At 65.9% G+C, this 13,569-nt stretch carries 10 protein-coding genes; 2 read left to right on the top strand and 8 right to left on the bottom strand.

Annotation, left to right across the window (positions count from 1 at the left end):
• Nucleotides 1-178: 178 nt before the first annotated feature.
• The 7 genes from ACQY9P_RS16275 to ACQY9P_RS16245 form a co-directional block, all read right to left on the bottom strand.
• Nucleotides 179-1,285, bottom strand: a complete 1,107-nt coding sequence (locus tag ACQY9P_RS16275; protein ID WP_421738171.1) for a PfkB family carbohydrate kinase — start codon at nt 1,283-1,285, stop codon at nt 179-181.
• Complete coding sequence (locus tag ACQY9P_RS16270; RefSeq protein ID WP_421738172.1) at nt 1,286-1,960, bottom strand: bifunctional 4-hydroxy-2-oxoglutarate aldolase/2-dehydro-3-deoxy-phosphogluconate aldolase; 675 nt, start codon at nt 1,958-1,960, stop codon at nt 1,286-1,288.
• A gap of 618 nt (nt 1,961-2,578) precedes the next feature.
• A complete protein-coding gene (gene ppc / locus ACQY9P_RS16265) occupies nt 2,579-5,305 on the bottom strand; it encodes a phosphoenolpyruvate carboxylase (protein WP_421738173.1) in 2,727 nt (908 codons plus the stop codon).
• Nucleotides 5,306-5,470: 165 nt separating this feature from the next.
• Nucleotides 5,471-6,241: a 2-dehydro-3-deoxy-D-gluconate 5-dehydrogenase KduD gene (kduD, locus tag ACQY9P_RS16260; RefSeq protein ID WP_421738174.1), complete on the bottom strand. Its 771-nt coding sequence runs from the start codon at nt 6,239-6,241 to the stop codon at nt 5,471-5,473.
• A gap of 135 nt (nt 6,242-6,376) precedes the next feature.
• Nucleotides 6,377-7,225, bottom strand: a complete 849-nt coding sequence (kduI, locus tag ACQY9P_RS16255) for a 5-dehydro-4-deoxy-D-glucuronate isomerase (protein ID WP_421738175.1) — start codon at nt 7,223-7,225, stop codon at nt 6,377-6,379.
• A gap of 17 nt (nt 7,226-7,242) precedes the next feature.
• Nucleotides 7,243-8,697, bottom strand: coding sequence for a glucuronate isomerase (gene uxaC / locus ACQY9P_RS16250; RefSeq protein WP_421738176.1), 1,455 nt, complete (start codon nt 8,695-8,697; stop codon nt 7,243-7,245).
• Nucleotides 8,698-8,805: 108 nt separating this feature from the next.
• Nucleotides 8,806-9,888 (bottom strand): LacI family DNA-binding transcriptional regulator, encoded by a 1,083-nt coding sequence (locus ACQY9P_RS16245; RefSeq protein ID WP_421738177.1) that lies wholly within the window; start codon nt 9,886-9,888, stop codon nt 8,806-8,808.
• A 160-nt stretch (nt 9,889-10,048) separates the two neighbouring features.
• Between ACQY9P_RS16245 and ACQY9P_RS16240 the strand changes: the two genes are divergently transcribed.
• Entirely contained in the window at nt 10,049-11,557 is a 1,509-nt protein-coding gene (locus ACQY9P_RS16240) for a UxaA family hydrolase (RefSeq protein WP_421738178.1), read from the top strand.
• Nucleotides 11,558-11,568: 11 nt separating this feature from the next.
• Nucleotides 11,569-13,005: a mannitol dehydrogenase family protein gene (locus tag ACQY9P_RS16235; protein WP_421738179.1), complete on the top strand. Its 1,437-nt coding sequence runs from the start codon at nt 11,569-11,571 to the stop codon at nt 13,003-13,005.
• On the opposite strand, the gene ACQY9P_RS16230 is transcribed toward ACQY9P_RS16235, so the two are convergent.
• Nucleotides 13,002-13,562 (bottom strand): sugar transferase, encoded by a 561-nt coding sequence (locus ACQY9P_RS16230; RefSeq protein ID WP_421738319.1) that lies wholly within the window; start codon nt 13,560-13,562, stop codon nt 13,002-13,004. The genes ACQY9P_RS16235 and ACQY9P_RS16230 overlap by 4 nt on opposite strands.
• Nucleotides 13,563-13,569 lie beyond the last annotated feature (7 nt).

Below are 13,569 nucleotides of genomic sequence, written 5' to 3'. Positions count from 1 at the left end.
CCCCCTGAAGGGGGAGGCGGCCGGAGGCCGGCGGGGGAAGACCGCAGTGGGTCAGCAGTCACTTCCCCCTCCGTCGCCTGCGGCGACACCTCCCCCGCTAGGGGGAGGATCTAGAGGCGCGCCCATGAAAAAGCCCCCGATCCTGCGATCGGGGGCTCTTCAGGACAGCCTTGACGGACTAGCGGATGACCCGCGCGCCCTTGCCCTTCATCACGGCTTCGACTTCCGCCTGGCGCACCATCGAGGTGTCGCCCGGGGTGGTCATGGCCAGGGCGCCGTGAGCCGCGCCGTACTCGACGGCGGCCTGGGGGCCCTTGCCTTCCATGAAGCCAAACGCGAGCCCGGAAGCGAAGCCGTCGCCGCCGCCGACGCGGTCATAGATCTCGAGGTTCTCGCGCATCATCGAGGCGTAGAACTCGCCGCCGGCGTACAGGATCGCCGACCAGTCATTGACCGAGGCGGTCTTGGCGTTGCGCAGGGTGGTAGCGGCGACCTTGAAGTTCGGGAACTGCTTTACGGCGGTCTCGATCATCTTCTTGAAGTTGGCCGGATCGATCGCGCTGATGTGCTCGTCCAGGCCTTCGACTTCAAAGCCCAAGCAGGCGGTGAAGTCTTCTTCGTTGCCGATCATCACGTCCACATACTGGGCGATGTGGCGGTTGACCTTCTGGGCCCCTTCCTTGCCGCCCTGCGACTTCCACAGCGAGGCGCGGTAGTTCAGGTCGTAGGAGATGACGGTGCCGTACTTGCGGGCCACTTCGACCGCTTCGATCACGGCTTCGGCGGTGTTGCTGGCCAGGGCCGCGAAGATGCCGCCGGTGTGGAACCAGCGAACGCCTTCCTCGCCAAACAGCTTTTCCCAGTTCACTTCACCGGGGCGGATCTGCGAGGCGGCCGAGTGACCCCGGTCGCTGCAGCCCAGGGCCGGGCGAACGCCGAAGCCCTTCTCGGTGAAGTTCAAGCCCACGCGCGTATTGCGGCCCAGGCCGTCGAAATCGCGCCAGATGATGTGGGAGGTGTCGACACCGCCCTGCATCATCAGGTCCTCAACCAGCCAGCCCAGGTCGTTCACCGGCAGGGCGGTGACGGCGGTCGAGCGCTTGCCCCAGCACTTCTTGAAGGCGCGGGCGACGTTGTATTCGCCGCCGCCTTCCCAGACATTGAACTGGCGGGCGTTGCGAACCCGGCCAAAGCCGGGGTCGAAGCGCAGCATCACTTCACCGAAGGACGCGCAATCCCACTTCGTTTCCGAAGCCGGGCGGATGTTGAGGATGTTGTCGGTCATTTAGGCCTTCCCACGAACCTTCTTGATGAGTTCAACCGTCTCGCGGACCTTGGCGGTGATGCCCGCATAGTCGCCCGCGTCGAGCAGTTCCTGAGTGATCAGCTTGGAGCCCATGCCGGCGGCGACGATGCCCGCGCCGAACCACTTCTTGACCGAGGCTTCGTCGGGATCGACGCCGCCCGTCGGCATGATGCGGGTCCAGGGCATCGGGCCCAGGACGGCCTTGACGAAGTCCGGGCCGCCGACCGACGAGCCGGGGAACACCTTGACGATCTCGCAGCCCAGCTCTTCGGCGTAGGAGATTTCCGAGGCCGAACCGCAGCCCGGCGAATACGGGATCTTGCGACGGTTGCAGACCTTGGCGACGTCGGCGTTGAGGATCGGGCCGACCACGAACTTCGCGCCGTTGGCAATGTAGATGCCGGCGGTCGGCGCATCGACGATCGAGCCCACGCCCATGATCACGCGCTCATCGGCCGTGGCGAAGTGCTTGGTCACTTCGTAGAAGACGTGGCTGGCGAAGTCGCCGCGGTTGGTGAATTCGATGCAGGGCGCGCCGCCGTCGGCGCAGGCCTGGATGACCTTTTTGCAGACCTCGGCGTCGGGGTGATAGAAAACCGGGATCACACCCTGGTCCATCATGGCGGTCAGAACCGCCATACGATCTTTCACCATCACATAGTCCTCCCAAAGGATCGTTCTTGCGCCAGCTCGCTAAGCGAGGCCGTCGCGTGGAAGATTTCGCCGGTATTGGCTCAGGGCGATCGTTTAGACCGCGTCGCAAGCCGACGCCACTGGGTGGCTGCCGCTACGTCAAACAAAGGCGCGTTCGCGCCGCCTTGTTTCCTTCCCCAATGTCCTCCTTGTCACCCGCCCTCGTAAAAGTGGGGGCGTCGAGCCAGGCTCGACGCCCCGAAGTTTGCGCAGGAGCGAGCTCAAAAAGAGCCGCAACGAGACGGGCCGACCAGGTCGTTCCGAAACGTGATGATACCGGTGTCATTGAGAGAGTGGCTCGTGATGCCACCGGTGTCATTGCGCAGATAACCAGAAACCCTCGGTTTAGGCAAGCGTCCTAGGGGCCAGAAATTTCCGACTTAAGCCTATGGAATTGAAGGAAATTCGTATTCTGATGAACAACATCATCCCCACACCCGCTCTTCCCGGCGAAGGCCGGGGGCCAGATCGAGCCCAGAGAGGTGTCGAACTTAGCGAAACCGAAGGCGCGTCATCCCCAAATGCTCAGGCTGAATCCGGGCCCCAGCCTTCGCCGGGGAGAGCGGAATGAGGGAGGACTCAGCCCGTGTTGCGCAGACCCGCCGCGATCCCGGCCACGGTCAGCTGAATCGCCAACCGGACATTCTCGTCCTGGTCCCCTGCCCGCCGACGCGACAGCAGTTCAAGCTGCAGGTGATTGAGCGGATCAACCGACAGGCCAGCCAGCGCCACCGACTCCGACAGCTCCGGCTGGTTGTCGAGCAGGCTGGTCCCGGCGCGAATGTCGAGCGCCAGACGACGCGCGGCGTCATGCTCGCGCTGGATGGTCTCGAAGATCCGGTTGGCGTTGGCGGGATCGGCGGACAGGGCCACATAGCGGGCGGCGATGTCCATATGACTCTGGGCCAGGGCCAGCTCCATGTTCGACAGCAGCGAGGCGAAGAAGTCGAACCCTCCGGCCAGATCCTGCAGTTGCCCAACCGACAGCCCTGCCCGCTCGACGCCCGAGGCGAAGCCGTACCAGCCCGGCAGCATGAAGCGCGACTGCGACCAGCTGAACACCCACGGAATGGCGCGCAAGTCCTCGATCCTGCGGCTGGCGGTGCGACTGGCGGGGCGCGAACCGATGTTGAGGCCGACAATCTCGCCGATCGGCGTGGCCGACCAGAAGAAGTCCTCAAAGGCGGGATCATCATAGACCAGCGCCCGATAGCCCTCGAACGAGGCCTGGGCCAGGGCGGTCATCGCCGCCTCGACCTTGGGGTCAGGTCGAACGACGGGACGATCGCTGGCCATCAGCACGGCCGCGGCCAGTCCATCCAGATTGCGGCGGGCGGTGGGCTGGTCGCCGAAGCGGCGGGCGATCATCTCGCCCTGCTCGGTCATGCGGATGCGGCCCTGCACGGTGCCGGCCGGCTGGGCCATCACCGCCTCGGCGGCGGGGCCGCCGCCCCGTCCGACGCTGCCGCCCCGGCCGTGGAACAGCTGCAGGCCGACGCCCATCCGGTCGGCCTCGAAGGCCAAGGCTGAAGCCCCCCGCGCCACCCCGCGCCGCGAGGCGACATAGCCGCCGTCCTTGTTGCTGTCGGAATAGCCGAGCATGATTTCCTGCACCGGCTTGTCACCCAGGATGGTGCGGCTGATCGGCAGTTCCAGCCACTGGCGCAGGACGCGAGGGCCCTGTTCCAGATCCTCGATGGTCTCGAACAGCGGACTGATCTTGACCGAGGCGCGCGGCGCGGCGCCGCCCCAGACCAGACCGACCTGCTTGAGCAGCACCAGCGGCTCGAGGATATCAGACAGGGTCGCCGACTTGGAGATCACATAGGCGCCAAGGCAGCCGTGGCCATAGTCGCGCACCGCCTGGGCCGCCGCTTCCATGGTGGCCAGTTCGCGGCTCGTCTCCTCGCCATAGGCGGTGAACGGAGAGACCAGCGGCCGCTGGTGCGACAGCTCGTCGATCAGGATCTTGCAGCGATCCGCCTCGGATAGGTCCAGGTAGCGAACGCCTGTGCCAGCGCGCTCGAACAGCTCGTGCAGGGTGCGCTCATGGACGTCGGCGTTCTGGCGCAGGTCCAGGCTCATCAGGTGGAAGCCGCAGGCCTTGGCCACCTCGACCAGGGTCCGCAGCGCGGTTCCGACCAGACGCTCGCCGCCATTGCGTTCCAGGCTGTCGATGACCACCGACAGATCAGCGACAAAGGCGTCGGGATGGGCGTAGGGCTCAACGTCCGTCCGGCCGTTGGCGAAGGCGACCCACTGGTTGGTCAGCTTCTGGGACACCGCCGAAAGGCGATCAAAGATCAGCTCCAGCACCAGGCGATAGGGCTCGTCGATGCGGTGCACCGACGGGTCCCTGGCCTGGCCGGCCAGGGCCATCAACTCGTCCGACACCGGCGTATAGGCCGTCGAGATCGCCAGGTTGGACCACAGCTTGCGAACTTCGCCGGCATACCAGTCCAGGATCACCCGCGACTGCGAGCTCAGGGCCAGCTTCAGCGTCTCGCCGTTGACGCCGGGGTGACCATCGCGGTCGCCGCCCAGCCACGAGCCCATCTTCAGCAGCGGCGCCAGCTCGGCGTTGTGGGCGATCAGGGCGGTCCAGTCGCCATAGAGGTCGATGATCGCCGGCAGGATCGAGGTGCGGACGATCGACAGGGCGTTGCGGATCTCGTCCTTCACGGTGATCCGCTCGGGTCGGTAAAGCCGGGTGCGCCACATCAGGGCGATTTCGCGAAACAGCCGCTCGCGGATGTCGCTTTCCAGGTCGGCCGGCAGGTGGTGGCGGCGCAGGGCCATCAGGCGCGAGATCTCGGTCTCGCGGTCAACCATCGAGCGGCGGCGCACCTCCGTGGGATGGGCAGTCAGCACCGGCACCACGTTCATGGCCGCGAAGATCCGGGAGATATCGGCGTCCGTCTTGCCACCGGCCTTCAGCGCCTTGACCGCATCGACCAGGGTGCGGGGACGCTCGTCGCCCGGCTGGGCGGCGGCCTCGGCGTGGCGACGGCGACCGGCGACGTCCTCGCCGATATTGGCCAGCAGCGAATGGCTGGCGAAGGCCCGGGCCAGGAACACGGCCTGGTCGTTGGAAAGGTCGGAAAACAGATGGTCGAGCCCTGGCGCCTCGCCGCCATCGTCGTCGCGGACGGCGGACTTTCGGGCCTTGGTCACCAGGGCGGCGGCCTCTTCGCCCTCGAGATAGGCGATGGCCTCGGACAGCAGGTCGCTCAGCAGGTTGGCGTTCTGGCGGACGTGACGGCTGGTGGGACGATCACCGCCGAGCGACAGGGCCGGGTTACGCATGAGCGAGCTCCGCTGACGCCGATGGCGCCTCTACAGAAGGATGAACCTGGACGCCCTGCCCCATGGAGCTGACGTTACGGCGCCCTTACCGCGCTTCGCCGTCCGGGAAAACCCGGACGGCACGATGGTTCCGCTACCATCCAATATTTGCGCGATTTTATGCTGCTAGCGCGCCAGCCAGCCGCCATCCACGGGCAGAGTAATCCCCTGGACGTAGTCCGCCGCCGGCGAGGCCAGGAACACGGCCGCGCCGCCCAGGTCGCTGGGCTTGCCCCAGCGGGCGGCCGGGATGCGGGCCAGGATCGAGGCGTTGCGGTCGGCGTCGTTGCGCAGGGCCTCGGTGTTGTTGGTGTCAAAATAGCCCGGCGCGATGGCGTTGACGTTGATGCCCTTGGTCGCCCACTCGTTGGCGAGGATCTTGGTCAGGCCGGCGAGGCCGCTTTTCGACGCGGTGTAAGACGGCACGCGGATGCCGCCCTGGAACGACAGCAGGCTGGCGATGTTGATCACCTTGCCGGCGACGCCGTCGACCGGCCCCTGCTTCAGCGCCTGCCTGGCGAAGGCCTGGGTGAGGAAGAAGACGACCTTCAGGTTGGTGTCCATCACCGCGTCCCAGTCGGCCTCGGTGAACTCGATGCTGTCGGCGCGGCGGATGATGCCGGCGTTGTTGACCAGGATGTCGACCTTGCCGAACGCGGCGACGGTTTCGTCGATCACGCGCTGGACGGGCTCGATCGAGCCGAAGTCGGCCTTGATCGACAGGAACCTGCGACCGGTCGCCTCGACAGCGGCCTTGGTCTCGGCGGGTTCGCTGCGGCCGGCGGCGGCGATATCGGCGCCGGCTTCGGCCAGGGCCACGGCCACGGCCTGACCCAGACCGGTATTGGCGCCGGTGACGAGCGCGACCTTGCCTTCGAGGCTGAACGGATTGGCCATGGTGTGTTCCTGTCAGAAAATGCTGTCATCCCGGCGAAAGCCGGGACCGCCGCAAGCGCGAGCGCCTTGAGCGGTCCCGGGTCTGCGCTACGCTCCGCCCGGGATGACAGGCAAAGAGCGCGTGGGCCGAAGCCCCTACTTCAGCTGGCAGATGTCCAGCACGTTCATGTCGGTGTAGTCGAGGTTCTCGCCGCCCATCGCCCAGATGAACGTGTAGTTCGAGGTGCCCGAACCCATGTGGATCGACCACGGCGGGCTCATCACGGCTTCCTCGTTGGCGATCACGATGTGACGCATCTCGTCCGGCTCGCCCATGTAATGGAAGACCCGGTCGTTCTCGCCCAGACCGAAGTAGAAATAGGCTTCCGAGCGGCGGTCGTGCAGGTGGGGCGGCATGGTGTTCCAGACGCTGCCCGGCTTCAGAACGGTCATGCCCAGCAGCAGTTGGGCCGACTTGCAGGTGGTCGGCACGATGTACTGGTAGATGGTGCGCTCGTTGGAGGTCTCCAGCGCGCCGCGCTCCAGCGGAACGGCGTTGGCGAATTCCAGCTTCTTGGTTTCGAAGGCGGCGTGGGCCGGCAGGCTGGTCAGATAGAAGCGGGCCGGGTTGGCGGCGTCGAGGCTTTCGAACACCACGTCCTTGGCGCCCATGGTCACGTAGATGCCGTCACGCGGCTCGATGTCGTAGACGACGCCGTCGACCGTGACCTTGCCCTTGCCGCCGCCGACATTGATCGCGCCCAGTTCGCGACGCTCAAGGAAGGGGTGACCGGCGGCCGAGGCGGGCTCGGTCTGGTCGGGCAACTTCACGCCCTTCGAGATCGGGGCGACGCCGCCGATCACGAAGCGTTCGGCGTGGTTGTAGTGCAGGACGATGCCGTCTTCTTCAAACAGGCCGTCCATCAGGTAACGATCGCGCAGGTCGTCGTTGCTGACCGAGAACATCATGTCCGGATGGGTGGCGTGATAGGTCTTGCTGAACATTGTGGTGCTCCGGAAATCTATTGGGCGGCTTGGGCCGACGAGGGCGTCGGCCGGGGTTGGTCGAGTTTGTAGGCGCGCTTGGGCAGGTTGTAGGTCAGGTCGACGATCAGCTCCTGGGCCTCGACGAGGTCCATGCGGTGCTCGGCGACCATGCGGGCCAGGAAGCTGCTGTCGACGCGGCGGGCCACGTCGTGGCGGGCCGGGATCGACAGGAAGGCGCGGGTGTCGTCGTTGAAGCCGACGGTGTTGTAGAAGCCCGCCGTCTCGGTGACCTGCTCGCGGAACCGCATCATCCCTTCGGGGCTGTCGTGGAACCACCAGGAGGGGCCCAGTTTCAGCACGGGATAGTGGCCGGCCAGCGGAGCCAGTTCGCGGCTGTAATTGCTCTCGTCCAGCGTGAACAGGATGATCGACAGGCGCGGATCATTGCCAAATTTGCCGAGGAGCGGCTTCAGCGCCGACACGTACTCGGTGCGGATCGGGATGTCGGCGCCCTTGTCGCGGCCATGCGAGGCCAGCAGCCCCACATTGTGATTGCGGTGCGAGCCGGGGTGGATCTGCATGACCAGCCCGTCGTCCAGGCTCATCCTGGCCATTTCCGTCAGCATCTGGGCGCGGAACAGTTCGGCCTTTTCTGGGGTCACCTCGCCTTTCACCAGGCTGAGGAACAGGGCTTCGGCGTCAGCGTCGGACAGGTCGGCGGTGGCGGCGGTCGGATGGCCATGATCCGACGAGGTGGCCCCCGCTTCGATAAAGGCGCCGCGACGGATGCGGTGAGCTTCGAGATAACCCCGCCAGCTATGGACGTCCTGGCCCGAAACCTCGGCGAAGCGTTCGAAGGCGCGCGGCGAGCGCTCATCCTCGAAGTCGATGACGGCGTCGGGACGATAGGCGGTGATCACATGCCCGCCCCAGCCGCTGTCGCGGATGGCCTGGTGGTGCTTCAGCGTCTCATGCGGGCCTTCGGTCGTGGCCAGGGTCTCGATGTTGAAGCGGTCGAACAGGGCGCGCGGACGGAAGGCGTCGGTCGCCAGGGCTTCATTGATCGCATCGAAATAGAAATCCGAGGTCTCGGCCGAGAGGAACACCTCAAAGCCGAACACCTGGCTGAACACGTGATTGAGCCAGATCCACGATGGCGTGCCGCGGAACAGATGGAAGTTCTGGGCCAGAAGACGCCAGGCTTCGCGCGGGTCGGTCCCGGGGACGCCCGACTTGGACCGCACCTTCAGGCTGTCGAGCGAGACGCCCTGACTGTAGAGCATCCGAAACAGGTAGTGGTCAGGCGCCAGCAGCAGGTCGGTGGCGTCTTCAAACGGCGCATTGGTCGCGAACCAACTGGGGTCGGTGTGACCGTGCGGGCTGATGATCGGCAGCGCCTTCACGGTCGCATAAAGTTCGCGTGCGATCGACCGAGTCCGGTCATCCGCCGGAAAGAGCCGATCTTCGTGGAAATTCAGGGGCCTGACCATATGGATCTCTCCTGCTTCCTCTCCAGCCAGCGGCTTGGCGTCACCGCTTTTGACGCGCGCTTGGTAACCGGTGTCATGGCTATATGCAAGCGACGCCGAGCGCCGGCCTCAGACCTTTGGAGCGGGGCCGGATGACTCTCGCACGACAAGGTGAGGCACGGTGCTGGCGGGATCACGCTTTTCGCGCGTCTCCAGGCCGATCAATTTCTCGGCGGCCATCCTGCCGACTTCACGGGTCGGGATGTGGATGGTGGTAAGCGGCGGCCAGACGGCCTGGGCGATCTGGAAATCGTCGAACCCGACCACCGTCAAGTCTCGGGGCACGTCAAGACCGGCGCGGCGCGCGGCCTGCAGCACGCCGGCGGCCATCTCGTCGTTACCCGCGAAGATCGCGGTCGGACGCGGCGTTTTGGCCAGCAGTATCTCAGCGCAGGCCAGACCGGATTCGAAGGTGTATGCGCCCTCGACCACATAGTCGTCGTCCAGGTGCTGGCCGGCCTTGTTAAGAGCGTCCTCGAAGCCGCCTCTCCGCTCATGGGACGAGCGGAAGCTTCGCAGACCGCTGATGAAGCCAATCTGCTTGTGTCCAAGCTCGATCAGGTGCGCGCCCATGGCCTCGCCGCCAAGGCGGTCGTGACCAACGATCATGTGCTCGGGCTTGTCGAGCGGCACCGAAGCGATGCGGATATATTCGCAGCCGATCTCGCCCAGCAGCTTGGCGACGCGCTCGTCTTCGGAAACCGACGGCGGCAGAACCACGCCGTAGAGCTTTTGGCGCTCCACGAAGTTGCGAACGTCAGCCAGAAAGGTCGGGCTGGAGCGATCACAGGGATGCACGACCAGCTCGAAGCCCGAGCCTCTCATGCCATCCAGCAAGCCCAACTGCATGTTCACGACGTACTGAGGATTGGGGTTGTCGTAGATCATGCCGATCAGGAACGACCGGCGGAACGCCAGCCCGCGAGCCTGGGGATCGGGCGCATAGCCCCACTCAGCGATGACCGCCTCGATACGCTCGCGGGTTTCGTCACGAACGAAGGGAGACTGGTTGATGACCCGCGATACGGTCTTCTTCGAGACACCCGCGAGCCTGGCAATATCGTTGATCGTGGCGCGCTTGCGCCCCCCCTCCAGGCCGCTCTCGGTTTCGTTGTCGCCAGGCGACGTCAGCGGCGGGTTTGAAGGGTTCACGACGTTTCCATGCGGCTTCGAGCGCTCTCTTTTGTCATACTCTACACGTCCGGTCCTCGCCACCAATGGGCGAAAGGGCCGTTTGCAACAAAACTGACACCGGTTACCCTAGCGTCTTGGAACGTATTGCGGCACGAAGCGCCGCTACGCGAAGGCTTAGATGATCAAAACGACCTCAGTCCCCGACGAATCGATTCACGACGTCGATCCCCGTGACCACGTCGCCACGGTGCTGCGCGACATCGTGGCGGGCGAGACCCTGGACCTGCATGGCCGAAAGATCCTGTCCCGTGCCGATATTCCCAAGGGTCACAAGATCGCCATCCGCTCAGCCTTGGCCGGCGAGGATGTACTGAAATATGGCTGGCCGATCGGACGCGCCACCGCCGACATCGCGATTGGCGACCACGTCCATGTCCATAATGTTCAGACCAAGCTCTCGGGCGTTGAAGGCTACGTCTGGAAGCAGCCCTCCGCGGCGGTTATTTCGGAGCAGCCTGCCCGGACGTTCATGGGCTATCGACGCGCGAACGGCCGGGTCGGCACACGCAACGAGATCTGGGTGCTGTGCACCGTCGGCTGCGTCGCCAACACAGCGCGCCGGATCGCGGAAAAGGCCAATGCGCGCTTCGCGGGCCGCGTCGACGGCGTCCACGCCTTCCCTCACCCTTTCGGCTGTTCGCAGCTGGGCGATGACCTGATCCACACGCGCAAGCTGATCGCGGGCCTCGCCGCCCATCCCAACGCGGGCGGCGTGCTGATCCTGGGCCTGGGGTGCGAGAACAATCAGCTCAAGGCGCTGCTGGAAAGCGCCCCCGACCTGGATCCCGCGCGACTTCGGTCCTTCACCACGCAGATGGTCGAGGACGAACTCGAGGACGGCCTGGCGGCGATCGAGTCCCTGATCGCCATCGCCGAACAGGACCGCAGAGAGCCCTGCCCGGCCGCCGATCTGGTAGTGGGTCTCAAGTGCGGCGGCTCCGACGGCTTCTCGGGCGTGACGGCCAATCCGCTGGTGGGCCGCATCGCCGACAAGGTGTCGGACGCGGGCGGCACTCCCGTGCTGACCGAGATCCCCGAGGTCTTCGGGGCCGAGCAAATGCTGCTTGATCGCGCCGCGACCCGCGCCGTGTTCGATAGCGCCGTCGGGGTGATCGACGACTTCAAGCGCTACTTCATCGACAACAATCAGCCCATCCACGAGAACCCCTCGCCCGGCAACATCGCCGGCGGCATCACGACCCTGGAGGAGAAATCCCTGGGCGCGGTGCAGAAGGGCGGCCGATCGACGCTGGTCGAGGTGATCCGCTACGGCGAGCGCGTGGGCCCCCACGGCCTGACGCTGCTGGAAGCGCCCGGCAATGACGCGGTCTCGTCCACGGCCCTTACGGCCGCCGGCGCGACCGTGATCCTGTTCACAACGGGTCGCGGCACACCGCTGGGTTTTCCCGCGCCGACCCTGAAGATCGCCTCCAACAGCGCGCTCGCGGATCGCAAGCCGGGCTGGATAGACTTCGACGCCGGGGTTGTGCTGTCGGGCCAGTCCATGGACGACGCGGCCGACGCCCTCATGGACCTGGTCGTCGAGACGGCTTCGGGAAAGGCCACCAAGGCCGAGATCAACGGCGAGCGTGAAATCGCCATCTGGAAAAGTGGTGTGACCCTGTGACGGCTCTTCCCATGTCAAACGCCCTGCGTCTTCGCGCGACCAGTTGCGCCGCCGCCCTGCCCGGCGTCACCCAACCCGCCTACGATCGGGATCGGATCACGGTGGGCGTCGTTCACCTCGGTCCCGGCGCCTTTCACCGCGCGCACCAGGCCTTCTATTTCGACCAGCTCCTGGCCAAGGACCCGCGCTGGGCGATCTGCGCCGTATCCCTGAAGAGCCCCGGCGTCCGTGACGCGCTTGAACCCCAGGACGGCCTCTACACCCTGGCCCAGCTCGACGAGGAGACGACGTTCCGGATCATCGGCTCGATCGTCGAGGTGCTGGTCGCCCCCGAGGATCCGCCCGCCGTCTTCGCCCGGCTGGCCGCGCCGATGACGCGGATGGTCACCCTGACGGTGACCGAAAAGGGCTATTGCCTGTCCAGCGAGGGCGGGCTGGATGAGAGCCACCCGGATATCGTCCACGATCTGGCCCATCCCCGCGAACCCATCAGCGCCATCGGCTATCTGGTCGAAGGTCTGCGTCGCCGCTTCCTGGTCGGCCTGCCGCCCTATGCGGTGGTGGCCTGCGATAATCTCGCCGACAATGGCTGGCGCCTGAAGGCGGCCGTCACGGCTTTCGCCAGCAAGATAGATCCCGAACTCGCCGCCTGGATCGAGGCCGAAGGCCGCTTTCCGCGCACCATGGTCGACAGCATAACCCCGGCCACCGACGACGCCCTGCGCGACCGGGTCCTGACCGCCACCGGGCTGTCGGACGCCTGGCCCATTCAGCGCGAAGCCTTCACCCAATGGGTCATCGAAGATGTCCTGGGCCCAGACGCGCCGGACCTTGCCGGCGTTGGCGTCACCCTGACCGACGATGTGCGTGGCTTCGAACGCGCCAAGCTGCGCCTGCTCAACGGCGTCCATTCCACCCTGGCCTATACCGGCATCCTTCGCGGCCATGAGACGGTCTTCGAGGCGGTGAGCGATCCTGTCCTGGCCAAGCTGGCCCACGACCTGATGGTCGAAGACATCACGCCGACTCTGACCGCGCCCCGAGGTCTGGACCTGCAAGCCTATGGCGAGGCCATCCTCAAGCGTTTCCGCAACCCGGAGATCCGGCACCTCCTGGCGCAGATCGCGTGGGATGGCTCCCAGAAGCTGCCGTTCCGCATTCTGGGCACGCTGAGGGAGGCTCTGGAGGCTGGACGCCCGATCGAGCGCCTCGCCGTTCCCTTGGCGGCCTGGATGCGATTTGTCCGGCTGCGCGTGTCGACGGGCGAGAAGATCGTCGATCCCCTGGCCGACACGCTGGTCTCCGTAGCGGCCGCCTGCACGGGCGTCGCCAAGACCGACGTCTCCGCCTTCCTGGCGCTGGGTTCCGTATTCCCCGCCGCCCTGGCGACAAACCCGATCTTCGTTTCGGCGGTGGAAAAGGCCTATGCCGAATTGGGCGAGAGCTAGCGCGTGACGCCCCGGCCGGTGACGACCGGGGCGACGGTTCTGGCCAGGATCATGAGGTCGAAGGCGAAGGACCGGCGCTGAAGGTATTCCGCGTCCAAAGCCACCTTGGCCGTGATCGACAGCTCGTCTCGCCCGTTGATCTGCGCCCATCCGGTCACGCCCGGCCGCAGCCGGTCGACACCCGCCTGGGCGCGGGCCGCGATCAGGTCATCCTGGTTGAAGAGCGCTGGCCGAGGACCGACGAGGCTCATGTCGCCGATCAGCACGCTCCAGAGCTGCGGCAGCTCATCAAGGCTCAAGCGCCGCAGGGTCGCGCCGACCGGCGTAAGCCAGTGATCGGGATCCTCGAGCAGATGGGTGGCGACCTCGGGGGTGTCGATGCGCATGGTGCGAAACTTCGGCATCGAGAACAGCCGCCCACCTCGCCCCACGCGCCGCGACCAGTAGAGCACCGGCCCCGGCGAGGTCAGCCTGACGACCAGCCAGAGCACGGCCAAGGGGACCAGCAGCGCCAGGAGCCCGCCACCGGCGGCGGCGAGGTCGAAAGCGCGTTTCAGCATCGCC

It is taken from the genome of Caulobacter sp., assembly GCF_965279145.1.
Classification (GTDB): Bacteria; Pseudomonadota; Alphaproteobacteria; order Caulobacterales; family Caulobacteraceae; genus Caulobacter.
The sequence above is the reverse complement of the archived record's forward strand: the minus strand, read 5'-3'. Positions and strand labels throughout refer to the sequence as shown.